Origin of the sequence: Alistipes megaguti, assembly GCF_944320325.1 — a bacterium.
Taxonomy (GTDB): domain Bacteria; phylum Bacteroidota; class Bacteroidia; order Bacteroidales; family Rikenellaceae; genus Alistipes; species Alistipes megaguti.
In genome coordinates this window covers 25,917-51,895 of sequence record NZ_CALUHA010000001.1, presented here as the reverse complement: position 1 = coordinate 51,895, position 25,979 = coordinate 25,917, and the positions used below count along the sequence as shown (strand labels likewise).

The window sequence follows — 25,979 nt, the reverse complement described above, 5'->3', positions numbered from 1 at the left end:
CATGAAACGACTCCCGGTGATCACGATCTGCTGCGTGGCATTCTTCTCGGCGGCCTTCGTCTCGGGGAAGAGTCTGCGGACAACGACCCCGGGGTATTCCGATACGCTGCCGAGCGTGTGGTTCTACACCGAGGGGATCAAGCAAAACACCATCTTCGGGGATACGACCCGGGCCCGGGAGCTCTTCGGGGAGGCGATCCGACGCGATTCATCCTACGCTCCGGCCTGGTTCGAACTGGCCGGAATGCTGTTGCACACCTCGCCCGACCGGGCCATCGATGCGGCACGCCGCGCCTGGCGCCTCGACACGGCCAACCTCTGGTACCACCGGCTCTACGCCCAGACGCTGCTCGTGACCGAACACTACAACGATGCGTTGAATGTCTACCGGCAGCTGCTGGCCGCCGACCCGAAGGATCCGGACAACTACCGTCTGGTGGCCGCCCTCTACGAGCAGGCCGACCGTCCCTTCACGGCGCTCATCACGCTCGATTCGGCCGAGGTCCGATTCGGACGCATACCGCTGCTGAGCAGCATGAAACGCCAGCTGCTGGTGGCCACGAACCAGATCGACAAGGCCATTGACGAAGCCCGAGCCCTGGTCGACGAAGTCCCCTACGACGCCGACAACCATGTGGTGCTGGCCAATCTCTACGCGGCTGACAAGCAGGATTCGCTGGCGATGGTCGAATACCGGGCGGCCCTGCGGATCGACTCGACGAACGTGCAGACGCTGGCGGCGCTGAGCGATTACTACGCCCGCAGTCAGGACTACCGGTCGCTGCTTTCGGTCACGCGCAAGATCTTCCTCTCGGAGGAGATGCCCCTCGAACTGAAGGTCAAACGTTTCGAGAACCTCACTTCCGACACGCGGTTCTACCGCGAATACTACTTCCAGCTCAACGATCTGGCCGCCACACTTGCGATCCGCTATCCGAACGATCCGCGGGTAGTGGAGCTCTACGCCGGACACCTGATCGCCTCGGGCGAACTGGAGCAGGCGCTGGCGCTCTACAAACGCCATCTGAACGACCGGCCGCCCGTCGAGCAGTACTACCGCATGGTGATCGACATCGAGAGCTATCTCCAACATCCGGACTCCGTGGAACACTACGTGACAAAGGCGCTGTCGATCTTTCCGGAGAAGATTGACTTCCATCTGGTGCGGGGCCACGCCATGGTGCAGACGAAACAGTACGACAAGGCGATCCGCGCCTACCGCGGATCGCTGCGCTACGCCGCCACGGACTCGCTGCGCAGCGTCATCTGGGGCATGGTCGGCGACACGTGGCATCTGAAGGCCGTCGGCAACGATTCGATCCCCGAAGAGGAGCTCTTCGCCCGCTCGAAGGCCGGCCGCGGAGGCATCAACCTCCGCGACATGAAACAGTGCTACAAGGCCTACGACCGCAGTCTTCGCTATTGGGCGGACAACACGCTGATAATGAACAACTACGCCTACTTCCTCTCGCTGGAGGAGCGGGATCTGGAGCGGGCCCTTGCCATGGCAACGCGCGTGACGGATCTCACGGACAACAACCCCACCTACCTCGATACGCGGGCCTGGGTGCTCTACAAGATGGGGCGCATGGAGGAGGCCCGCCAGATCCTGAAACGGGCCGTGGCACTGGACGGTCAGCAGAGTCCCGAGTTGATGGTCCACTACGGGGATGTGCTCCACCAACTGGGCGAACAGTTCATGGCGGAGATCTACTGGCAGATGGCCCGCGAGAAGGGCTACAACGCCGCACTGATCGACGAGCGGCTCAAGCAGCCCGCCCAAACCAAACCCGCAGAATAACCGCCGCACCATGAAACCAGCACTTCTGTTGACCCTTGGTATGCTGCTTTTCACGCTCGGCGCCTCGGCCCAGACCGACAGCCGCATCGAGAAGCAGAAACGGGTCATTGCCGACCTCGAAAAGCGCATTGCCAACGAGGAGCGGGAGATCTCGAAGCTCCAGAAGGGACGTGCGGCCACCGAGGAGCGGGTCCGGCGCCTGGCCCGGCAGATCGACTCGCGGAGCCAGCTGCTCGACGAGACCGAAAAAGAGGCCTCGCTGCTGCGTGAGGAGATCGCCCGCAGGGACAGTGTGGCGGGAGATCTGGCCTCGATGCTCGAGCGCAACCGCGCCCAGTATGCCGAAATGGTGCGCGAAGCCTACCGCAACTACCGTCAGAACAACTACCTGACCTACCTCTTTTCGTCGCGGGATTTCGCCGACGTGGCGCGTAAACTGACCGCCCTGCGCGAGATAGCCTCGGTGCGCGAACGCAAGATGCGTGACATCGAGGCCCTGACCGAACAGGTCCGTTCCGAAAAGGAGGAGTTGGACCGCCGTCACCGTTCGCTCGATTCGGTGACGCAGAAGCTCTCGGCGCAGCGCGAGAAGCTCCAGCGGGATTCGCGCAATGCGCGGGCCTCGATCCAGTCGATGACACGGCAGGAGAAGTCGGCCTTGCAGCGCAAGATCGCCCAGGAGCAGAAGCTCGACGTGGCGATCAACGAACTGCGCAAGCTGACGAAGGGCAACAAGGAGGGAGCCTCCTTTTCGTCGAAGACCACGGGACTGCGGCTTCCGGTGGTCGGGGGACGGGTGAAACGCTACCGCGAAAACATGGCCGAGGTAACGGGACCGCGCGGTGCGCAGGTGATCTCGATCTACGAAGGCAAGGTGATCGACATCAAAAGCAACCGCATAACGAACAAATACGACGTTTACGTGGCTCACGGCGAGTATCTGACCTCCTATGCCAACCTGGGGACGATCAGCGTCGAAAAGGGCCAGAAAGTGGCCAGAAACCAGGCTTTGGGAACCATCGGTTCGGCCGTTGACGTGATGACCATGGAGACGGAGTACAAACTCGTCTTCGGTATCTACCCGCCCGATCCGAACCAGAAGATGCGCGCCGAGAACTGCTTCAAGCGATAAGGCCCCATCCGCACCCGTCCGAAGGAAAACACCCGAACGGGGGGGTGAGGAGTCAAACGACTGATCGGATGGAGGCACAAGATCAAAAAAAAGTCTCAGAAAGGCCGGAAAGGGCTCGATTTTGCCGTTTCTCCCGCAATACGGGTTCTCCAGCCTCTCCAATAAAGATTCAACGAAAATGGCAGTAAAATACTATACCGATGATTGCAGCTACCGCTACCCGCAAAAACGGCTGACGGCCGAGTGGCTGCGCGAGGTGGCCCGGGCCGAAGGCTATACGCTGGGTGATGTCTGCTACATCTTCTGCTCGTCGCAGCGACTGCTGGAGATGAACCACCAGTACCTCGGTCACGACTACTTTACCGACGTCATCACGTTCGACTACAGCGACCGCAAAAAGCTGCGCGTGGTCTCGGGCGACATCTTCATCGACGTGGAGACCGTGGCGGACAACGCCCGTCAATACGGCGCCACGACACTGCAGGAGATGCGCCGCGTGGTGGTCCATGGCGTGCTGCACCTGTGCGGCCAGAACGACAAGACGCCGCGAACCAATGCACAAATGCATCGCAAGGAGGATAAATATCTGAAATTCTGGGAGAAACAATGACTCTTGATTATGATATCATCGTCATCGGAGGCGGACATGCCGGATGTGAGGCGGCCTCAGCGGCCGCCCGGCTCGGTTCGCGGACGCTGCTGCTGACGATGGACATGACGAAAATGGCCGCCATGTCGTGCAATCCGGCCGTAGGCGGAGTAGCCAAAGGCCAGATAGTCAGAGAGATAGATGCATTAGGCGGAGAAATGGGGCGCATTACCGACCGTACGGCCGTCCAGTTCCGGATGCTGAACATGTCGAAAGGGGCGGCCATGTGGAGTCCGCGCGCCCAATGCGACAAGACCCGCTTTTCGGAGGAGTGGCGCCATACGCTGGAGAATACGCCGAACCTCTATATCTGGCAGGATGCCGCCACGGAACTTCTCTTCGCAAAAGCCGATGAGGCTTCGTCAGCAGACCTTGAAGAGAAAGGACACAACACATCGGAGGCCTCCGAACCGCATGCTGCAGAGAGTCAAAAAACAGTTCGTCCGACCACCGGTCATCCGGAAGAGAACACCTTGAGATCCGATCCAGCCGCCGAAAGACTCTCCGAAACCAGCCGACTCCGGATCCGGGGAGTCCGAACCCGTATGGGGGTAGAGTTCAGCTGCCGGGCCGTAGTGCTGACGGCCGGAACGTTTCTCGACGGCATGATGCACTGCGGTGCGGCGCATGCCGAGGGGGGACGGGCCGGAGATGCCGCCTCGCACGGAATCACCGGATGTCTCGTACGGATCGGCTTCGAAACCGGCCGCATGAAGACCGGAACCCCGGCCCGGCTCGATGCCCGAACGATCCATTTCGAAGAGTTCGAGCCGCAATACGGCGACGAAAAACCTTCGAAATTCTCCTTTTCGCCCGAAACCGAACCGGTCAAGGATCAAATGCCGTGCTATCTGGTCTACACGACACCGGAAGTGCACGCCATTCTGCGCTCGGGATTCGACCGTTCGCCGCTTTTCAACGGCACGATCCACGGCATCGGGCCGCGCTATTGTCCCTCGATCGAGGATAAACTGCGCACCTTTGCCGACAAGGATCAGCACCAGCTTTTCCTCGAACCCGAAGGGCGGTCGACCAACGAATACTACCTGAACGGTTTCTCGTCGTCGCTTCCGTGGGAAGTGCAATGGGAGGCGCTGCACAAGATCCGTGGGTTCGAAGATCTGCACATCTACCGACCGGGATATGCCATCGAATACGACTATTTTCCACCCATACAGCTTGAACATTCGCTCGAAACGAAGCTCGTTTCAGGGCTCTTTTTTGCCGGACAGGTCAACGGAACGACCGGTTACGAAGAGGCCGCAGCCCAAGGTCTGATGGCCGGCATCAATGCCCATCGGAAGCTGAAAGGGGAGGAGCCTATCGTACTGAAGCGCGACGAAGCCTATATCGGAGTGCTGATCGACGACCTGGTAACGAAAGGCGTGGACGAACCTTATCGGATGTTCACCTCGCGGGCCGAGTATCGGATTCTGCTCCGACAGGACAATGCCGACATGCGGCTCACTCCACTGGGGTATAAAATCGGGTTGATTTCCGAGAAAAGATACGCGCATTTCGAACAAAAAAAATCGAATGTAGAATCGCTTGTAGCCTTTGCGCGTGAGACAAGTGTCAAGGCAGCCGAAATTTCAGACTACCTGAAATCGGTCGGATCGGAGCCTCTGACCCAAGGTCGGAAGCTGCACGACATTCTGATGCGCAACAACGTGACCTTCGAATCGCTGGAAAAGGTACTTCCGAAGCTGCATCGTTTTATCGAATCGCGCCGAATCGATGCCGAAGCAATCGAGGAGGCCGAAATTCAGATCAAGTACAAAGGGTATATCGAACGTGAAAAATTCATAGCCGAGAAGCTACGCCGGCTCGAAAACATCCGCATTCCGGGTGATTTCGACTTCTTCTCAATGAATTCACTGACTATCGAAGCCCGCCAAAAGTTGAGTCGAATCCGTCCGAAGACGATTGGACAGGCCTCACGCATCCCGGGCGTATCACCCGCCGATGTAAATGTATTACTGATCAAATTCGGCAGATAAAACACACGCCGCAAATCCAAAGGAGTGTTCCACGTGGAACACTCCTTTTATTTTACAACAAAACAAAGAAACAATAATCTTAACTGAAACATAAAAACACCCGTTAAAAACCACCTCGGTATAAACACACACAAATGAAAATGTTCCACGTGGAACATTTTTATATCTTATTTATACAAACTTAAAAAACGATTTCAAATATGGATAAATAAACACTCCATAGAGCAAAATATATGCATACAAGATAAGGCAAACACACAAAAGAGAAGATAAAAAATTCCGCATAAAACGAAACAAAAAGCAGTTTACAAATCAGATAACTAAAAAAAGTGTTCCACGTGGAACAAAACGAGAAGTAGAAAAGAAGGTAAAAAAGACTACAAGAAAGAGAAGTATAATAAAAAAGTTCCGCCCAAAAGAGCGGAACTTGGTGTTAAAAAGTTCGATAAAAATATCGAAACGAGAAGGTGATGCTTAGAGGACAATCGTGCACCAGCCGTATTTATCCTCGGCACGACCGTACTGAATATCCTGCAAAGCGTTGTAGAGTTTCATGCAAGTCTTGCCGACTTCGTTACCGTAGTTGTACGAAGCACCGGTCTGCATGTCGTAGATGTAGCCGATAGGGGAGATCACGGCAGCCGTACCGCAGGCACCACACTCCTCAAAGGTCGGAAGCTCCTCAACCGGAATATGACGCTCCTCAACTTCGAGACCCATATCCTTGGCCAGCTGGCGGAGACTCTTGTTCGTAATCGAGGGAAGAACCGACTGCGATTTCGGCGTAATATACTTGCCATCCTTAATACCGAAGAAGTTGGCGGCACCACACTCCTCGATGTACTTATGCTCGGCCGCATCCAGATACATGATATTCGAGTAGCCGAGTTCGTGACCCTTTTCGCCCGACATCAGACTGGCAGCATAGTTGCCGCCGACCTTCACGTCGCCTGTTCCACGTGGAGCAGCACGGTCCTGTTCACGGTCAATGGCAACACGGATCGGTTTGATGCCCGATTTGAAATAGGCGCCCACGGGCGAGCAGTAGACAATCAGCAGGGCATCCTTGGCGGGCTTCACACCCAGACCGGCCGTCGTTCCGAACATCACAGGACGCAGATACAGCGAAGCACCCGTCCCGTAGGGCGGAATGAAACGCTCGTTGAGCTTGACCACCTCGATGCAGGCCTTGACGATCATCTCCTCCGAAGGAACCGGTAGGCAGAGTCGCTTGGCTGACGACTGCATGCGACGGGCGTTCTCCTCGACACGGAAAAGCCGTACCTTGCCGTCGACACCCCGGAAAGCCTTCAGACCTTCGAAGAGCTCGACGCCATAATGCAGACACGAAGCCGACATGTGCATCTGGATGTACTCATCCTGTGTAACGATCATATCGCTCCACTTCCCATCGGTGTAGACATAGCGGACGTTGTAATCCGTCTTGCAATAGTCAAAACCGAGTGCACTCCAATCCGTATTTTCCATATTTTTACTGCTTTTAAGGATTTTCACTACTGAAAATAAATCGAAAAATCTCGGGCTTATCCGACAATGGCTCCATTGTTGGTCACATCGCCGGGCTGCAGCAAACGTAATTTTCCGGAGGCATCCTCAGCCATCAGAATCATTCCTTTGGAGAGAATTCCCTTCAATTCGCGCGGAGCCAGATTGACCAGCACCAACACCTGTTTGCCGACGAGCTCTTCAGGCGAGAAGTGCTCGGCAATACCCGAGACGATTTCGCGCTTGTCGATTCCCGTATCAACAGTCAGTTTCAACAATTTCTTGGTTTTTGCCACCTTTTCGGCCGCCAAAATGGTCGAAACACGGATATCCATCTTCTGGAAATCGTCGAACTGAATTGTATCTTTCTGAGGTTCAGCGTGTTGAGCAGCTTCAGCAGCCATATTGGCAGCCTTCGTGGCCTCCAGTTTGTCCAACTGACGCTGAATAACGTCATCCTCGATCTTCTCAAAGAGCAGTTCGGGTTCACCAATCTCGTGGCCGGCAGGAATCAGATCGACCGCGCCCAGACGTTCCCATCCGAACTTGTCAACGGCCAGCATCTGGAGGATCTTCGCCGACGAGAAGGGCATGAAGGGCTCGATGGCAATAGCCGTATTGGCGGTGATCTGCAGGGCTACGTAAAGAATGGTCTTCACACGCTCGGGATCGGTCTTGATCACCTTCCAGGGCTCCGTATCAGCCAGATACTTGTTACCGATGCGGGCCACGTTCATGGCATCCTTCAACGCCTCGCGGAAGCGGTAGTTCTCGATATTGGACTCAAGCGACGCCTTGACGGCAGCCACATCGGCAATCGTCTGACGGTCATAATCATTCAACTCACCACAGGCAGGCACACGGCCGTTGAAATACTTCTTGGTCAGCACCAGCGCCCGGTTGACGAAGTTGCCCAGGATGGCCACCAACTCGTTGTTGTTGCGGGCCTGGAAGTCCTTCCACGTAAAGTCGTTGTCCTTTGTCTCGGGGGCATTGGCACACAACACGTAACGCAGTACATCCTCCTTGCCGGGGAATTCGTCGAGATACTCGTGCAGCCAGACGGCCCAGTTGCGCGACGTGGAGATCTTGTCGCCCTCGAGATTGAGGAACTCGTTGGCCGGCACGTTTTCGGGCAGGATATAGCCGCCATGGGCCTTCAGCATCGACGGGAAGACAATGCAGTGGAAGACGATGTTGTCCTTGCCGATAAAGTGGACCATCTTCGTGTCTTCCGACTTCCAATATTTCTCCCAATCTGGCGTAAGTTCCTTGGTAGCAGATATATAACCGATCGGAGCATCAAACCACACGTAGAGCACCTTTCCCTCTGCCCCCTCGACCGGAACGGGAATACCCCAATCCAGGTCGCGGCTCACGGCACGGGGTTGCAGACCGCCGTCCAGCCAGCTCTTGCACTGACCGTAGACGTTCGATTTCCACTCCTTGTGACCCTCGAGGATCCACTGACGCAGGAATCCCTCATACTCGTTGAGCGGGAGATACCAGTGCCTGGTTTCACGCTTGACGGGCACCGAACCCGAGACGGCGCTGTGAGGCTCGATCAGTTCGTCGGGCGAGAGCGTCGATCCGCACTTCTCGCACTGGTCGCCATAGGCACGGTCGTAGCCGCACTTGGGGCAGATACCGACGATGTAGCGGTCGGCCAGGAAGGTCCGGGCCTCCTCGTCGTAATACTGCATCGAAGTCTTCTCGATGAACTTGCCGTCGTCGTAGAGTTTGCGGAAGAAGTCCGAAGCCGTCTTGGCATGGACGGGCGACGAAGTGCGCGAATAGATGTCGAACGACATGCCCAGACGCTCGAACGAACGCTTGATCAGCTCGTGGTAGCGATCGACGATCTGCTGGGGCGAAACGCCCTCCTTGCGGGCCTTGATGGTGATGGGCACACCGTGCTCATCGGAGCCGCAGACCGAAATGACGTCGCACCCCTTCAGACGAAGGTAGCGCGTATAGATATCCGAAGGTATGTAAACTCCCGCCAGGTGACCGATATGGACAGGGCCGTTGGCATAGGGGAGCGCCGATGTAACGAGATAACGTTTGAACTCTTTGACCATAAACAGGTAGTAGAATATTGCTAATTTCCGTCAAAAGTACGAATTTTTGAGGGAATCCGGAACGAAAAGGGGAGAATTTGTCACCCCTGCGGGGAAAAAGCCGCGAAGCCGGGAAAGAAGCGCCTGAAACGGAAGCAACAACCGGTGGAACAAGGCGGTCGAAAGCCTGCAGACAGAGCGCGATCATCTCCGGCGAAACGGAAGCCGGAAAGGATGCAACCATCGCAGATGCCGACCGCAACAGAGGTGAAAAACCGGAGAGAGAAGCAACTACCGAAGGCGGTACGAAGGACATCACGGAGAGCCCGGAAATAAGTCTCCGGCCGGAAACGGCAACAAAAAAAGAGGGCCGTCTGAAAGACAGCCCCCGAGGTAAAATCGCCCCAAATACTATTCAAACTGCAACTCGTCGAGCAGCCAGCCGGCACCGGCAAACTTGTCGACGATGAAGAGCACGTAGCGGATATCGACCGAAATCGTGCGCTGCAGTGCGGGCTCGAAGGCCACATCACCCGACATGGCCTCCCAGTTGCCGTCGAAGGCCAGACCGATCAGCGCGCCGCGGTCATTCAGGACCGGCGAGCCGGAGTTTCCGCCCGTGATGTCGCAGTCGGCCAGGAAGGCAACCGGCAGTTCGCCCTTGCGGTTGGCGTAGCGTCCGAAATCCCTGGCGGCATAGAGCTCCTTGAGCTTTTCGGGCACGTAGAACTCCTGCGGATTCTTCGGATCCTCCTTCTCCATGACACCCTTCAGCGTCGTGTAATAGTTATATTCGATACCGTCGGCCGGCGAATAGGGGAGTACACGCCCATAGGTCAGACGGATCGTGAAGTTGGCATCCGAAGCCCAGGCCTTGCCGGGATTCTGCAGCATCAGACCGGCAATGTACTTGCGATGACCCTCCTTGTAGAGCGTCTGCGGCTCCTTCAGCTCGTCCGAGAGCTTCGCAAAGAGCCCCATGACCGACTTGGAGAGTGCCACGGCCGGATCTGCGGCCACCTTCTCGGGATCATAATGGTCGATGAGGTCCATCAAGCGCTCCTCCGATGCGAAGACCGAACGGTCGTAGAGGTCGTCGACATAGGCGTCGATGTCACCGCCGAACTCTTTGTCGACAATCTCCGCGTAGAACGACGGCAGCACCTTCATGTTCTCACGTGCGATGCGGAGCATGCGCTTGGCCACCTTGCGATCGGTCGAGGGGCTGTAATCCTTGTACCAGTCAGCCAGTTCGGACTTCAGCTCGTCCGTATTACCCAGCTCTTTTTTGACCTCCATCGTACGCATGCTGCCGATAAAGTGCCGCGCCGGCGAGAGCAGCTCGACCGAAGCCAGGAAAGCCTCCGACAGATACTGACGCGCAGCTCCGATGGGCGACATTTTCTCGACGGCCAGCCGGATCTTCGACAGCGCATCGGTATATCCCTCCTCGGGCAGCGTGTTCTTCTCGGCCCAGGCCTGGAACGAAGCCTCCTGCGCCTCCTTGCGGGCCTTTACGTCGAGTTTCTCGATGCCGCGCGACATACCGATCGAATTCTTCCAGTAGTTCGACGATCGGGCGTATTTCGAGGCATACTGGATGCGGATGGCATCGCTCGAGAGCATGTCCTGCCAGAGAATGGCCTGCCGCTCGCCGCGGATGAAGATCCGCTGGGGATTCTCGACCTTGAGCAGGTTGTCGATCTCGTACGAGGTAGCGTAACGCTCCGTCGAGCCGGGGAATCCCATGATCATGGCAAAGTCGCCCTCGTCGTAACCGTCGAGCGAGACCTTGAGGAACTTCTCGGCCTTGTAGGGGACATTTTCAGGCGAATAGTCGGCCGGGCGGTTGTCCTTGCCGGCATAGACGCGGAAGATCGAGAAATCGCCCGTATGACGCGGCCACATCCAGTTGTCGGTGTCGCCGCCAAACTTGCCGATCGACGAAGGGGGCGTACCGACCAGACGCACGTCTGTATAGACCTCCATGACGAAGGCGAAGAACTGGTTTCCGCCGAAGAACGACTCGACGGCGATCTCCATGTCGGGGTTCTCCTTGCGCAGACGCTCCTTGACGGCCCGAATGTTCTCTCGCGTCAGCCGCTGGTACTCCTCCTGCGAAGCGATCGAGGGGACGTTGCCCATCACCTCGGGCGTCACGTCCGAAATCTTGCGGATGAAGCGCACCTCGAGGCCGGGAGCCGGGAGCTCCTCCTGGCGGGACATGGCCCAGAAGCCGTATTTCAGGTAGTCGTGTTCGACCGACGAAAGGCTCTGGATCGAGCTGTAACCGCAGTGGTGGTTCGTAAAGAGCAGGCCTTCGGGGGAGACGATCTCTCCCGTGCAGCCGCCGCCGAAGATCACGACGGCATCCTTCAGCGAGGAGTGGTCGATGCTGTAGATCTCCTCGGCGGAGAGCTTGCAGCCGCGCTCCTTCATCTGCTTGATGTTCATCTTCTGAAGGTAGGGCAGCAGCCACATGCCTTCATCGGCAGCGGCGGAGAGGGTCATCCCCACGGCCGCTGTGAGTAACAGGAATTTTTTCATACAATAAGGATAAAGTTTATTTTCATCATTTGACACGCTTGCACTTGGCGCTCACCGCAAGGATCTCGAGCCGCAGGATCTCGGTCCGCGCAAAGGAGCGTTCGGCATAGTGCAGGCCCGTTTCACACTCGCCGGGGGCATACTTTTCGAGCAACAGGCGAAGCGCCATCCACCGCTCCTCGACCGGGATCCCCCGTACGGCACGGGCCCGGACGACCACACTTTCGTAGGCGGTCGTGAACCTGGCGGGAACCACCTTCGTCGCCCCCACGACACAGAACGAGACCTCGGGCACACGGTCCACACATCGGAGCTTCTGCCCTTCGGGGGCACAATGCACATAGATACACCCCGCGCCGTCCCATACGTAGCTGAGCGGAATGCCATAGGCCTCCCCCTGCTCGGCCACCATCGAGAGCACCCCGTATTCGCCCCGCCGCAAGAGTTCGCGGGCCGACTCTTCGTCAAGCAGGCGGTCGCGGCGGCGCACCTCCGCATTGTCAAACCGGAAGTGTCCCGTCTCCGGCTCCTCCGTCGGCCTCCCCTGCGGCACCGCATCCGTCTTCAACCCTTCGGTCTCCAATCCTTCCATCTTCAGCCCTTCCGTCTTCACCCCATTACCGGTGTGTTCCACGCCAACTCCCCCCCCTTGTCGGCCCCCCGGGTCTTCCTTACCGGATGGCAATCATGTTGCGGATCGAACGCTCGGCGGCACGGCGCACCTGCTCGTCGAGGAGGATTTCGGGCGACTCCTTTTCGAGAGCCGAACAGATGTTTTCGAGCGTCACCATCTTCATGTACTTGCAGTTGTTGCAGCCGCATGCCTCGTCGTCGGGCGGCGCCGGGATAAAGAGCTTGTCGGGATAGCGCTTGTGCATCTCGGCCAGGATGCCGGCCTCGGTAACGACGATGAACGCGCGGGCGTCGCTGCGTCCGCAGTAGTCGAGAATCCCGGCCGTCGAACCCACGTAGTCGGCCACCTGCACGATATAGTCGCGGCATTCGGGGTGGACGACCACCTTTGCCTCGGGATGTTCCCGCTTGAGCTGCAGGAGTTTTTCGAGCGAAAACTCCTCGTGGACATGGCAGGCGCCGTTCCAGAGCACCATGTTCTTCCGCCCGGTCAGCTTCTGAATATAGGAGCCCAGGTTGCGGTCCGGGGCGAAGATCAGCGGCTGGTCGTCGGGCAGCGACTGAACGACCTTCAGGGCGTTGGACGACGTGCAGCAGATATCCGTCAGGGCCTTGACCTCGACCGTTGTATTGACATACGAGACCACCTTGTATCCGGGATAGCGGGCCTTGAAGGCGGCAAACTCCCGTGCGTCGCACGATTCGGCCAGCGAGCAGCCCGCCTCGGGGCAGGGGATGAGCACCTTCTTTTCCGGGCAGAGTACCTTGGCCGTTTCGGCCATGAAGTGGACGCCGGCGAAGAGGATGATCTGCGCATCGACCTTCTGTGCCTGGATCGAGAGGGCCAGCGAATCCCCCAGGAAGTCGGCTACGGCCTGCACTTCGGGTGTCGTATAGTAATGCGCCAGGATCACGGCATTCTTCTCGCGTTTGAGCGCCTCGATGCGGCGGGAGAGTTCGGCGGAGTTTTCGACGTTCATTTTCTTTTTTATTCCTTTAATAAATTTTAATAAATAAGAAAGAAGAAGAAATATAATAGCTGTTGATACTGTTTACAACTTCCACTGTTAGTTCTCTATCAACATTTTCTCGGTTTTCTTTTCTTTATTTTTCTTCTTTGTTATTTGAAATACAAGAAAATAGAAAATTATTCAACAATTGTTGACAACGGTTTTCGACATTTCGACAGCCTGAAACTTTCAACATCCGCTTCCCGTTTCGTGAGGATTTCGCGGCGGACAACTTTTTATAAAAATTTTTGGTTTCGGGGATTTCTTGTATATACCCTGCCTGATTTTCGAAAAGCAAATTTTCAGGCCCCGACTTTTCCTTTTTTATCATCCGTTGTTGAACCGGTTGTCGACACTTTGTCAACCGTTTTTCATCACTTTGCTGACAATCTTCTCCGCAATCGAGCGGTAGCGCTCCTCCACTTCGGGATGCGTCGCCGTAGCCGGACGCCCCTCCTCTGCACCCTCCATAATCGATTGAACGATCGGTATTTCACCCAGGAAATCCACTCCGCTCTTCTCGGCATAGGCCCGGGCTCCGCCCCGTCCGAAGAGGTAGTAGCGGTTCTGCGGCAGTTCGGCCGGCGTAAACCACGCCATGTTTTCGATGATGCCCGCCACCGGGATGTTGACATTCTCGTTGCGGAACATCTCCACGCCGCGCACCACGTCGGCCACGGCCACCTGCTGCGGCGTGGAGACGATCACCGCGGCGTCGATCTTCAGTTCGCCGATGATCGACAGATGCACGTCGCCCGTTCCGGGAGGCAGATCCGCCAGCAGGAAGTCCAGCGTCCCCCACCGCGTCTGGTGAATCATCTGCTTGAGGGCGCTCACGGCCATGGCACCGCGCCACAGCAGCGCATCGGTCGGCTTGATGAAGAAGCCGATCGACATGAGCTTGATGTCCATCGATTCGGCCGGGACGATGTGTTCGGCGCCGTTCTCCTCGACGGCTTCGGGCAGGTAGCCCTCCACGCCGAACATCTTGGGCTGCGAGGGTCCGTAGATGTCGGCATCGAGCACTCCGACGCGGAATCCCATGTTGCGCAGGGCGATGGCCAGGTTGGCCGTGACGGTCGACTTCCCTACCCCACCCTTTCCCGAGGCCACGGCAATGACCTTGGCGATGCCGCCCGTGGTGGTCGAGAGTTTGGGTTCGGGACGCGGTGCGGCGCCGCCCTCCTTGATGACGACGAGCACTTCGGCGCCGGGGAACGCCTCACGCAGCAGCGTTTCGGCCTGGTTTTTGATCTTCACGGCAAAGGGATCGCGCGGCTTGGCGAAGCGCAGCACGACGGTCACCTTGTCCTCGGCCGTAGCCAGGTGTTCGATGAATCCGCTCGAGACGATATCCTTTCCGGTTTCGGGATGGACGATCGAGGCGAGCAGTTGCCTTATTTTTTCCTCCATGGTTGCGAAAAGTTACTTTTTCGCAAAGATAACGTATATTTTCAGTATTAAATATAGGGTGTGGATTTATTTTATCGAAAAACGATAAATTTTATTTGTTTTTCGTAAAAGATCCTTATCTTTGCAAGGGAAGCATATCCGATCGCTGGGCCGTTGCCGGGTCGGTCGGATCTCGATACGGGAAACTCGAACGAAAAATAATCGCAACATGAATTTCTGGAAAACCTTTTTGGCCGGCGTGCTTGCCGTGGTGGCGGGTACGATTCTGGTCTTTTTGTTTTGGATTTTTCTGCTGCTCGGGATCGCCGGGTCGATGGAGAAGAGCGTGACGGTCGCCCCCGGGTCGATTCTGAAGATCGACTTTTCGGAGTTGTTGACCGATGCTCCGTCGAACGATCCGCTGGCGGGCATCGACGTGCTGACGCTTCAGAATACGCCGCAACTTGCATTGTTCAAGGCTTTGCGGGCGCTTGAAGCCGCGGCGGCCGACGACCGCATCCGGGGCATCTACCTGCGGATGAACGGCACGGGCGGAATTGCCGGAACGGCCCTGCTCGAGGAGCTGCGCACGGCCCTCGGGGAGTTCCGCCAGAGCGGCAAGTTCATCGTGGCCTACAACGAGACCTATTCGCAGGGACAGTACTACCTGGCTTCGGTGGCCGACCGCATCTATCTGCAGCCGCAGGGGGGCATCGACTGGACGGGACTGGCTTCGAATGTCACCTTCTACAAGGGGCTTCTGGACAAACTCGATCTGAAGGTCGAGGTCTTTCGTCCGACGGCCTGCCGTTACAAGAGCGCCGTCGAACCCTTTCTCCTCGAGCGTATGTCGCCGGCCAACCGCGAACAGATGCAGGAGCTCATCAATTCGATGTGGCGGACCATCTCGGGCGATGTCTGCGCGGCACGCGGAATCGACTCCGTGGAGATGCGCCGTCTGACCGACAACCTGGAGGTTTCGCTGGGCGACGAGGCGCTGAAGGCGGGATTTGTCGACGGGCTCCTCTACGAGGACCAGATGAACGACGTCTTTGCCGAACTGGGCGTTGAGGCCGACGGGGATGACTACCGCTTCGTGACGCTGGGACAGTATGCGGCCCAGGTGGGCGCCGATCTGAAGAATATCTCGGCCGATCAGGTGGCGATCGTCTATGCCGACGGACAGATCGTCGACGGCGAGGGGTACGGCCGTGCGGTCTACGGCAATACGCTGGCCGCGACGCTGGCCGACGTGCGTCGCAACGACCGGATTAAGGCCGTCGTGCTGCGGGTCAACTCCCCTGGAGGCAGCGCACTGGCTTCGGATGTCATCTGGCGTGAAATGGAGTTGCTGCGGGAGGAGAAACCCGTGATCGTTTCGATGGGCTCCTATGCGGCCAGCGGCGGATACTACATTTCGTGTCCGGCCGATGCAATTGTGGCCAACCGGCTGACGCTGACCGGCTCGATCGGAGTCTACGGCATGGTGCTCGATTCGCGGGAGGCGCTGAAGAACAAACTGGGCATCACGGTCGACGGCGTGCAGAGCAACACCTCGTCGGATTTCATGGGCCGTGGACCGCTGACTTCGGTCCAGCGGGCGATGTTGATGCGAGGCGTGGACCAGGTCTACGAGACCTTCACGCAGGATGTCTCCGAGGGGCGCAATCTGCCGTTGGAACGGGTGCTGGAGATTGCCGGCGGCCGGGTGTGGTCGGGTGAGGATGCCCTTGGCATCGGACTGATCGACGGCTGCGGAGGTTTGAAGACGGCCCTTGCCGTTGCCGTGGAGAAGGCCGGATTAGGGGACAATTACCGGGTGGTGGAGGTTCTCGACCAGCCGACGGGTTTGTCGGCCATCCTTTCGTCGCTGAACGCCAGTCTGCGGATGGCCTTCACGCGTTCGGAGCTGGGCGAGATGATGAAGGAGTACGGCGAGGTTCGCGAGGCGCTGAGCCAGCAGGGAGTGGTGATGTACTCCCCCATCCGGGTCGATATGCAGTAACGGCCTGTCGACAGGATCCATCTACAGAGAGGGTGTCCCTACACGGGACACCCTCTCTTTTTTCCTAAAAAAGGGTAATATTTGAAATTAAACATAAAAAAAAGAGGAAGATGTCAAAAAAGTATTGTATATTGTAACAACATATCATTTTTTACTTATGGAAAAACAGTACGAGGATGCAATATATGAGATTACTCCCCTATCGGAGAAGGACTGTTTTTATATCATCGAACGATATAAATCGGAGTGTACGTTTCCGTTGCATTCTCATGCGGAGTACGAACTCAATTTTGTGGAAAATGGATGTGGAATTCAGCGGATTGTAGGAGATTCGATCGAAGAGATAGGGGATTATGATCTGACGTTGATAGCCGGCCGGGAGTTGAAACATGCTTGGAAGCAGCATAAATGTACGTCGAAAAAGATTCGGGAAATCACCATTCAGTTCTCGTCAGATCTTTTTTTTGGAAGTTTGTTGACCAAAAATCAATTCAATTCCATTCGTCACATGCTTGAGAAAGCACGTGTGGGGTGTTCCTTTTCCATGAATGCCATCATGAAGGTCTATTCGATGCTTGACAAGTTGGCCTCGGAACAGGGATTCTATGCGGTGCTTAAGTTTCTATCCATTTTGTACGAGTTGTCTCTTTGTGAATCCCGCTCGTTGTCCAGCAGTTCGTTCGCCTGTGTAAGTGATTCGGCTGACAGCCGGCGAGTGCAGAAAATCTATGCATATATCAATCGTAATTATGCAAAAGAGATTCGCCTGAATCAGTTGGCGGAATTTGTAGGTATGAGCCCGACGGCCTTCAGCCGTTTTTTCAGTCAGCGAACGGGAAAAAGTCTTTCGGATTATCTGATTGAAATTCGTCTTGGTCATGCTGTTCGGATGTTGGTCAATACGACGCAGTCCGTTTCCGAGATCTGTTTTGAGTGCGGATTCAACAACATATCCAATTTCAATCGCATATTCAAACGCAAAAAAGGGTGTTCTCCCAAGGAATTCCGGAATAATTATCAGCGAATCAAGAAGATCATCTGATATTGGAGCAGCCTTGTTTTCCGCGAAAAGGAGAAATAACTCCAGTCGTGGATTGAGTGTCTTTCTGTTTTCAGATGTAGGAACAAGGGATTGGTCTTGTCGCATAAGTATAATTCTTTGCTATAAAAGTATCAGTATGTAATTTATTGATACACTATATTTGCTGTTGAATTCAGACAAAACCGCACTCAATGCGGAAAAGACTGCAAGACCTAAACTAAAATCTTTGTTATGAACCTAAAACGGATTGCGACGACGGCGCTGATATTGTGCCTTACGTCGGTTCTGCATTTGTCGGCTCAGACGCACAATGTGTCTGGAACGGTCAAATGGTCAGATGTTGGGAATCCCCTTCCTGGAGTATCGGTGGTTATCCGGAACACAAACAAAGGAACGACGACCGACTATCAGGGACGCTATTCGTTAGTGGCCATGAAGGGTGATACGCTGGATTTTCGATTCATCGGAATGAAGCCGATGATGAAGATCGTTGGCAATGCCACAAAAATCAATGTCGAGATGGATTCAGCATCGGAAGATATTGATGAAGTGGTAGTTGTAGGCTACTCACTGATGAAGAAGAGTGATCTTACGGGTAGTGTTCAGAATGTGACATCGGATGAACTGATGAAGAGTCGTCCTGCCAGTCTCGAACAGGGCCTGCAAGGTCGGATCGCCGGAGTCAATGTCGTCCGCAACGATGGAGCACCGGGTGGTGGCATCAGTGTTCAGATTCGGGGATCGAACTCCTTTATGGGCAGTACGGAACCACTCTACGTGATTGATGGTGTTCCCTTTACAGCATCCAATGACGAGGAATCGATGACTTTTGACGAAAACGAGGTTGCCAGTCGCAATGTATTGTCGTTTCTCGATCCGGAGAATATAGAATCCGTCGAAATTCTCAAAGATGCATCAGCTGTTGCCTTGTACGGATCGCGGGGATCGAACGGTGTGGTGATGATCACTACGAAAACCGGGCGAAAGGGTTCTAACCGTTTGACATTTAATGCTACATTGAGTATCAGCCAGGTATCCAACAAACTCAGGATGCTGACGGGTGCCGAGTATGCCGAATATCGCAATCAGGCCTATATCAATACGCAATATATCAATACAGGGAGTTTTAATCCACAGGGACTGCCCCATTTGGGAGACGTGGGTCCCCAGGGGACCTATGTGAAAGGTCCGAAGGATTATGAGAATGATCCCTATTACTGGCAGGATGCCATCTTCCGCACGGCTATTTCCCAGAATTATTCATTGAATTATTCCGGAGCTACGAATAACGGCGATTATTCGATTGGATTGTCGTATCTCGATCAAACGGGAACGGTGATCAATTCGGGCTATGACCGTCTGAATGTGAATCTGAAATTGAATCAGAATATCAAGTCGTGGTTGAAGATCGGAACTTCGACCAATTTTTCCATGGCTAATTCGGACATGATCAAGACTGCTACAAGTAATCAGAATAATGGAGATGAGGGTGTGATTCGTTCGGCTCTTTATTATCCGCCCTTGTACAAGATCGAAGAGCAACCCGGATATGAGGAGTATCAACTCGTATCGAATCCGCTGGATTATACGGCAGCCTTGAATAAAAATCGGAATTATACTATCTATAGTTCCAACTATGCAAATGCAACGTTGATGAAAGGGTTGATTTTCAGAACTGTATTCTCCTATAAGGCTTCCATCAACTTTAATAACCGATATTTTCCCAAGAATCTTTACGAAGGACGTTCGGTCGGAGGAAAATCGTTGGCCGGAGACATTCAGAGTCAGAGATATCTGTGGGATAATTTTCTGATGTTCAACCGTACGTTCAAGAACGTGCACAATGTCAGTGCGACTTTGGGAGTGAGTTGGGAGGATTACAGCTACTATAGTAAACAGGTCACCACACAGGGATTCGGCTACGATGGCAACAATGGTTGGATTCTGGACGAGGGAACGGCTCCTCAAACCCCTCAATCCGTCAAGCAGGATGCGACGCTGTTTTCCGTAATTGCACGTGCTGCGTATACGTATGCGAATAAATATTATGTGACGGCGACTTTCCGTCGTGACGAATCGAGCAAATTTGCCAAGAACAACAAGGCTGCATATTTCCCTTCTATCGGAGTAGCCTGGACGATAAGTCGCGAAAAGTTTCTCAAGGAAAGTTCGGCTGTTACGAATTTGAAATTGCGTTACAGCTACGGAACATCGGGTAATGCGGGTATTGGTCCCTATGGATCCTTGCTTTTGTTCGGAAGTGCGAACTATCCGTTTGGCTCGGGCGTTTCGTCCGGCTATGCCATCGAAGGGACCAATCCCGGAAACCCGGATCTGAAATGGGAGACGACCTATCAGCATGACCTGGGTCTTGAATTGAGCTTGTTCAATGTTTTGGATTTGGAGGTTGACTTCTACGATAAGACAACCAAGGATCTGATCCAGAATAAGGATCTGAGTCCGAGCAGCGGAATGAAGAGTGTTTTGATGAACATCGGGGAGGTGAACAACCGGGGTGTCGAGATCACGGCGAATGCGCGCGTATTGAACCGGAACGACTTCCATCTCAATATTGGAGGCAATATCTCTTTTAACCGGAATGAAGTGACGGATTTGAACGGGCTTCGGATTTTCCCCAACAATCTGTGGAATGATTTGCGCCCCTATATTCTGGAGGAGGGCCATCCGATCGGACAACTTTACGGTTATGTGGAGGAGGGCATCTGGAATACGCGTGAAGAGGTGATCCAGAGCAAACAGTTCCAGACGCAATATCCGGGTTATTCGGTCGAGGATAACGACGAAGGAACCGAGTTGATCATCAAGCAGAAATGGTTGGGAGAGGTTCGAATTCACGATAAAAACGGAGACGGTGAGATCAATGATGCCGATCAGGATTATATAGGCGACGTAAATCCGAAATTCATTTATGCGTTCAATGTTGATTTTTCGTATAAGAATTTCGATCTGTCGGTGTTGTTCAACGGGGTCAGCGGAAACGATATCATCAATATGCCGAGTCTGCGCAACTACAATTTGGGACAAACCCGCAATATTCCGAAGAGCATATTGGACGATGCATGGGTTCCTGGCGGGAGCGGTAATAGCCCGAAGATCTACACCACGACCAGTCGCGATCTCTATTTCAGCCGCAGATATATCGAGGATGGATCGTATCTGAAGCTGCGTAACGTATCATTGGGCTATACATTCAAAAAACCGATCAAAGGCATTGGATCGCTGCGATTGTACGTATCGTTGAATAATCTTTGGACCATTACGGATTATTCGGGTTACGATCCCGAGGTCAATGCATTCGGAACCAATCCCTCCCGTCGGGGTGTGGATGCAGGAGGATATCCCCAGTCCAAGGAGTATCTGTTCGGAATTAACTTAACGCTCTAAATGAAACGAATAATGAAAAAGATATTGCCAATATTTTTGGGATTGACGTTGATCTTCTCATCCTGCGACATGGAGGAGAAGCCCTATACCATCAACGATTCGATGACGGAGACCGAAGAGGGGGCGGCTTTGGCCGTGACGGCCATGTACAACACCTTCTGGAGTTCGTCCCTGATGAAGAAATCCTACATGGAATGTATCGATATGGATCACGATCATTCGGCAGCTCCTTCGTGGGTGATGTCGGGAGCCGGGGAGGGAAACATGACGACACACTGGTCTTATAATACGTCATCCGATCCTTTTTTCGCCTTTTATTCGTTAATCAACCGGGCTAATTACGTGATTGAAAAGATTGCCGTGTCGCCTATTGACGAAACCTTGCGTAATCAGTATCTGGGAGAGGCCTATTTTCTGCGGGCATTTGCCTATTTTCATCTGGTCCGCATGTACGGTCCCGTTCCTTTGCGGGTTAAATATGATGAACTCGGTGATATGAAGCGTTCGTCGGTGCAGGAGGTTTACAAACGGATTACGGATGATCTGGAGGATGCTTGTACGTTAATGAGCGAGTGGGGAACCTCTTCGGGTGATTGGGGTCATGCCAACAAAACGGCGGCAAAGATTCTTTTGGCCCGGGTATATGCTACGATGGGATCTGCGGCTTTGGCGGGCAGTGTCGAGATGAAGGTGGATATCAAGGGCTCATTGCAGAATTTCAACACGGCGAAGGTAGCCGGCTTCGAGGGGGTTGACGCGAAGAAGTGTTATGAAAAAGTGGTTGAGATATGCGATGAGGTGATTGCCCGCAAAGGCATTGATTTCGATTACATGCCGGCATTCAATAAAATCTGGGGGGCGCCCAATTTCCGTAACAAGGAGTTTGTGTGGGGAGTTGCAGGAAATTCTCTGCGCGACTATACGACTGAGCATCTCGGGTATTATTACACGGCACCTACTTATTATGGACGAGGCTGGGCCGGGATTACCGAACATGCCTATGGCCTTTATACGGGGAATGACGAGCGGGGCGAGCACGGAATCTTCCACTATGTAAAACAGACCTGGAACAATACGTCCAACTATGTCCGAATGCCGGATGATCCCGAGAAATATCCGACGGGCCCCGATGGCAAACCGGCACGCAGCGTCTCGAACTATTACTACACCTATTTCATTACCAAATGGTATACGGGAGATGGTACGGTTGACAATCCGATTCCGAATACGACGGATCCGGGCTATGCTCTCAAGGAACAGGATGTGATTCTGATTCGTTTCATTGAATTGTATCTGCTTCGGGCCGAGGCGTACAATGAACTCGATTTTCCGGACAAGGCATTGGCGGATGTGGATGTCGTGCGGGCTCGGGCGAAGGCGGATCTGTTGTCGGGGACAACTTCCGACAAAACGGAGATCCGCAGTCTCATTCTTCAGGAACGGGCCATGGAATTCATGCAGGAGTTCAACCGGAAGTTTGATTTGTTACGTTGGGGGCTCTATCTCGATGTTATGAATGCGACCCAATCGGTGCGAATCCAGGGAACGGGTTTGTCGATTTCCAAGGTTCGCCAGCCACGGAGTATTTTGTATGCCGTACCTCTGAACGAGATCAACAACAATCGGTTGTTTGGTCCGAATAACAGCGGTTACTAACCACAACAAAAAAATCGGAACTCATGAAAGCGATCTATTATTATATGTTTGTCGTCTTATTGGCGGCAACAGGATGTGCCGATGAAAATTTCGGTTACGGAGACAAGGGTGTCCCCAAAGTCGAGTATGCGATCGATCCGGTGGAGATGGTCCGTCTGGATGAGGTGATCGTTGGGCAGACCGTACAGTTTGTCGGGGATAATTTCTCCTCGGTGAACAAGATCTCGATCAACGATGTTGAGGTTGCTATTGGAACGACCACACGCCTAACCCATTCGTTGTATCTTACCATCCCGCGATTGACGCGCAGCAATAGTTATGTCATGAAACTTGAAAATGATTTCGGAACAACGGAATACTCCTTGTCTATCGGATTCCCGCCATTCGAAATCAAGGGTATTTTCAATGAATGGACTCCTCCCGGACAAGAGATTGAGTTGTTGGGTGAGAGTATGGATCTTTATGCCAAGGTCGGGGTTTCTAAGCTGATGTTCGGTGACAAGGCGGCGCTTGTGACCGCCGTCTCGGAAACCAGTGTGACGGCAATCGTGCCGGAAGGGGTTGGTAACAAGACAATCATCACGTTCTATGCGGATGATGCCTCGGAAGGAGTCAGATGTCCGGTGCGTTACAGGGATGACACCTTTATCATAGAGAATTTTGAAAATACGGGTACGACTCGTTATCCGGACTGGGTTGTTCCAAACGACAGTTATCCGGCTCCGCTTGATCCGGCTCCTACCGAAGGTAATCAGTATGCCCGGATTGTAACCGAGGTTGGCAAGACCGGTCTGGTCAATATGGTAGGTAATTACAATCTGGTCATTCCTGAATCCTATTTTACGACCGATGCCGACAATTATGAGTTGAAGTTCGAGTTGTGCACGCTCAAACCGATTGCCTATCGGTTGGCCATAGCCTTGAATCAGAGTACGAACTGGTATGCCTTCGGGCCTTCGTCGTTCACGACGGATCCGGCAAAGATGATCTCTACCGACGGCAAGTGGCAGACGTTTACCATTCCGATGGATACTTGGAAGAATAAGGGTGGAACGAAAAACATGCGTATCTGGGTGGGAAGCCATCCGTCAAACAATGCATATGACTTCTGCATTGACAATGTTCGGCTTCAGCCGATAAATTGGGAGTAGCAAGATGAGATTTGCAAAAATTGTTGTTTGGGTGATTCTTCTGTGTCCGCTTTTTTTGCGGGCACAGGACTCCACCTACTTTCGGGCCAATGAGTGGCGCGAACAGCTGGAAGCATATTATGAGGAGGATCAGCGGAATTTTCCCGAACCAGGATCTATCCTTTTTGTGGGGAGTTCGTCGATCCGCATGTGGCAGGATCTCGGGAGTTATTTTCCCGAACATCGAATTCTGCCCCGTGGATTTGGCGGGGCCTGGATCAGCGATGTGCTTTACCACATGCAGCGGCTGGTGATCGCCTACGATCCTGCACAGATTGTCCTTTATGCCGGGGAGAATGATTTGGCCAATGGTGTTGCACCGGAAGCCGTTGTTGAAGATGTGCGGTGTTTTGTCCGTCTTGCTGAGATTTTTCTTCCGGAGGTTCCGATTGTCGTGTTGTCGGTCAAACCGTCGCCCTTCAGCCGTCGCATTCTGGATAGACAGCGGAAAACGAACAGGATGCTGGAAGAATTGTGTCGTAGTCGGAAAAATCTGACCTATGTGGATGTGGCATCCCTGATGTTTGATGCACAGGGGCGTTTTCAGACCGGACTGTACCGGGCCGACGGATTGCATGTGACACCGGAGGCTTATCGATTGTGGGCTGAAAGGATCGAACCCTGTTTGATAGATAATAAATGGAAGAAAGAATGAAAAAATCGATTTTGATTCCACTTTTTGTTTTGTGGATCGGTATTGTAACAGGGCAGCCGGCACGGCAACCGGTCGAGGTGCGGGTTGTTCCTGAGCATGCCGACTGGTGTGTGGCGCGGGGAGAGAGAATCCGGTTCAGCGTATCGGTCTGGAAAGACGGACATTATTTGTCGGATGTGCCCCTTGAATATGAATGTGGCCCTGAAAAAATGTCAGCTATGCGACGGGATCGTCTTGTCTATAAGGGGGGTGAATTGTCCGTAGATGCCGGATCTTCGGAGATCCCCGGTTTTGTCTCTTGCCGGGTGGAGGTTGAATTCGACGGCAAGAAGTATTCCGATATTGCCAAGGTCGGAGTGGATCCACAGGCAATCGAGGCTGTTGCAGAGATGCCCGATGATTTTGATCAGTTCTGGGATCGGGAGATCGCTGCATTGGCTGCAGTTCCGCTGGATGCCCGGATGACGCTGATGCCGGAACGTTGTACGGGACGGTCGAATGTCTATCATGTCAGTTTTCAGAACGATCGTCCGGGGTCACGCATCTATGGCATTTTGTCCGTTCCGAAGGCTCCGGGACATTATCCGGCCATTCTAAACGTTCCCGGTGCTGGAGTACGTCCCTACCAGGGGGATACATATCTTTCTGACGAAGGTTTTATATCTCTGACGATTGGCATACACGGTATTCCGGTTAATCTGGATGCGGAGGTTTATGAATCGTTGAGCAATGGAGCTTTGGACCATTATTGGGTGCAGGGATTGGACAGTCGGGAGGATTTTTACTATCGCCGGGTCTATCTTGGATTGGTGCGGTCGATCGATTTCATCTATTCGCTGCCTCAGTTTGACGGTTGTTTCGTGGCGGTGAGCGGAGGCAGTCAGGGGGGAGCCTTGTCGATTGTTGCGGCTGCTCTGGATAAACGGGTTAGCTGTTACACTGCGTTCTATCCGGCCTTGTGCGATCTGACCGGATATTTGAACGGACGTGCTGCCGGCTGGCCTGCCATGTTCAGGTATGAAAAGGACAAAGACCGTGAAACCATCGAACGGAAAGCTGCCGTAAGTGCCTATTATGACGTGGTTAATTTTGCCCGAAAAGTCAATGTTCCCGGATTCTTTTCCTGGGGTTACAAGGACGAAGTATGTCCGCCCACATCGATGTATGCAGCCTATAATGCGGTGAAGGCGCCCAAAAAGTTGGCCGTATATCCGGATACGGGACATTGGAATTATCCCGAGCAATGGGTCAAGAAACAGCATTTTATCAAATCGATGATACCAAACCAACAATAGA

The 25,979-nt window shown here is 53.9% G+C and carries 17 protein-coding genes; 11 read left to right on the top strand and 6 right to left on the bottom strand.

Going from position 1 to position 25,979, the window contains the following annotated elements; translation table 11 throughout:
• Position 1 precedes the first annotated feature (1 nt).
• The 4 genes from PUQ42_RS00210 (at position 2) to mnmG (ending at position 5,582) form a co-directional block, all read left to right on the top strand.
• A complete protein-coding gene (locus PUQ42_RS00210) occupies positions 2-1,801 on the top strand; it encodes a tetratricopeptide repeat protein (protein WP_273369833.1) in 1,800 nt (599 codons plus the stop codon).
• Between the two features lie 10 nt (positions 1,802-1,811).
• Positions 1,812-2,933: a murein hydrolase activator EnvC family protein gene (locus PUQ42_RS00205; RefSeq protein WP_087404517.1), complete on the top strand. Its 1,122-nt coding sequence runs from the start codon at positions 1,812-1,814 to the stop codon at positions 2,931-2,933.
• 178 nt (positions 2,934-3,111) lie between these two features.
• Positions 3,112-3,543 carry an rRNA maturation RNase YbeY gene (gene ybeY / locus PUQ42_RS00200; RefSeq protein ID WP_273369832.1) on the top strand — a complete coding sequence of 144 codons (432 nt, stop codon included), beginning with the start codon at positions 3,112-3,114 and terminating at the stop codon, positions 3,541-3,543.
• The gene (mnmG, locus tag PUQ42_RS00195; protein ID WP_273369830.1) at positions 3,540-5,582 is read left to right on the top strand and encodes a tRNA uridine-5-carboxymethylaminomethyl(34) synthesis enzyme MnmG; all 2,043 of its coding nucleotides are present in this window, start codon (positions 3,540-3,542) and stop codon (positions 5,580-5,582) included. Before ybeY ends, mnmG begins: the two co-directional genes overlap by 4 nt.
• Before the next feature lie 474 nt (positions 5,583-6,056).
• On the opposite strand, the gene PUQ42_RS00190 is transcribed toward mnmG, so the two are convergent.
• The 6 genes from PUQ42_RS00190 to PUQ42_RS00165 form a co-directional block, all read right to left on the bottom strand.
• The gene (locus PUQ42_RS00190) at positions 6,057-7,091 is read right to left on the bottom strand and encodes a branched-chain amino acid aminotransferase (RefSeq protein ID WP_273369896.1); all 1,035 of its coding nucleotides are present in this window, start codon (positions 7,089-7,091) and stop codon (positions 6,057-6,059) included.
• A gap of 35 nt (positions 7,092-7,126) precedes the next feature.
• Positions 7,127-9,169, bottom strand: coding sequence for a methionine--tRNA ligase (gene metG, locus PUQ42_RS00185; protein ID WP_273369828.1), 2,043 nt, complete (start codon positions 9,167-9,169; stop codon positions 7,127-7,129).
• A 390-nt stretch (positions 9,170-9,559) separates the two neighbouring features.
• The gene (locus PUQ42_RS00180) at positions 9,560-11,695 is read right to left on the bottom strand and encodes a S46 family peptidase (protein WP_273369827.1); all 2,136 of its coding nucleotides are present in this window, start codon (positions 11,693-11,695) and stop codon (positions 9,560-9,562) included.
• Between the two features lie 25 nt (positions 11,696-11,720).
• Positions 11,721-12,308 carry a pyridoxamine 5'-phosphate oxidase family protein gene (locus PUQ42_RS00175; RefSeq protein ID WP_273369825.1) on the bottom strand — a complete coding sequence of 196 codons (588 nt, stop codon included), beginning with the start codon at positions 12,306-12,308 and terminating at the stop codon, positions 11,721-11,723.
• A gap of 58 nt (positions 12,309-12,366) precedes the next feature.
• Positions 12,367-13,329 (bottom strand): quinolinate synthase NadA, encoded by a 963-nt coding sequence (gene nadA, locus PUQ42_RS00170; RefSeq protein WP_273369895.1) that lies wholly within the window; start codon positions 13,327-13,329, stop codon positions 12,367-12,369.
• A gap of 369 nt (positions 13,330-13,698) precedes the next feature.
• Positions 13,699-14,751, bottom strand: coding sequence for an Mrp/NBP35 family ATP-binding protein (locus tag PUQ42_RS00165; RefSeq protein ID WP_087309551.1), 1,053 nt, complete (start codon positions 14,749-14,751; stop codon positions 13,699-13,701).
• Positions 14,752-14,959: 208 nt separating this feature from the next.
• Here PUQ42_RS00165 and sppA point away from each other — a divergent pair, with 208 nt between their 5' ends.
• The 7 genes from sppA to PUQ42_RS00130 all read left to right on the top strand — a co-directional run bounded on the left by sppA (position 14,960) and on the right by PUQ42_RS00130 (position 25,978).
• Positions 14,960-16,735: a signal peptide peptidase SppA gene (sppA, locus tag PUQ42_RS00160; RefSeq protein ID WP_273369823.1), complete on the top strand. Its 1,776-nt coding sequence runs from the start codon at positions 14,960-14,962 to the stop codon at positions 16,733-16,735.
• A gap of 157 nt (positions 16,736-16,892) precedes the next feature.
• Entirely contained in the window at positions 16,893-17,777 is an 885-nt protein-coding gene (locus tag PUQ42_RS00155; protein WP_273369822.1) for an AraC family transcriptional regulator, read from the top strand.
• 231 nt (positions 17,778-18,008) lie between these two features.
• The gene (locus PUQ42_RS00150) at positions 18,009-21,182 is read left to right on the top strand and encodes a SusC/RagA family TonB-linked outer membrane protein (RefSeq protein WP_273369821.1); all 3,174 of its coding nucleotides are present in this window, start codon (positions 18,009-18,011) and stop codon (positions 21,180-21,182) included.
• A gap of 12 nt (positions 21,183-21,194) precedes the next feature.
• Complete coding sequence (locus PUQ42_RS00145) at positions 21,195-22,838, top strand: RagB/SusD family nutrient uptake outer membrane protein (RefSeq protein WP_273369819.1); 1,644 nt, start codon at positions 21,195-21,197, stop codon at positions 22,836-22,838.
• Between the two features lie 23 nt (positions 22,839-22,861).
• Complete coding sequence (locus PUQ42_RS00140) at positions 22,862-23,989, top strand: glycan-binding surface protein (RefSeq protein ID WP_273369817.1); 1,128 nt, start codon at positions 22,862-22,864, stop codon at positions 23,987-23,989.
• Between the two features lie 4 nt (positions 23,990-23,993).
• Complete coding sequence (locus tag PUQ42_RS00135) at positions 23,994-24,683, top strand: GDSL-type esterase/lipase family protein (RefSeq protein ID WP_273369815.1); 690 nt, start codon at positions 23,994-23,996, stop codon at positions 24,681-24,683.
• Positions 24,680-25,978, top strand: a complete 1,299-nt coding sequence (locus tag PUQ42_RS00130; protein WP_273369813.1) for an acetylxylan esterase — start codon at positions 24,680-24,682, stop codon at positions 25,976-25,978. The genes PUQ42_RS00135 and PUQ42_RS00130 overlap by 4 nt, the downstream gene beginning before the upstream one ends.
• Position 25,979: the final 1 nt, after the last annotated feature.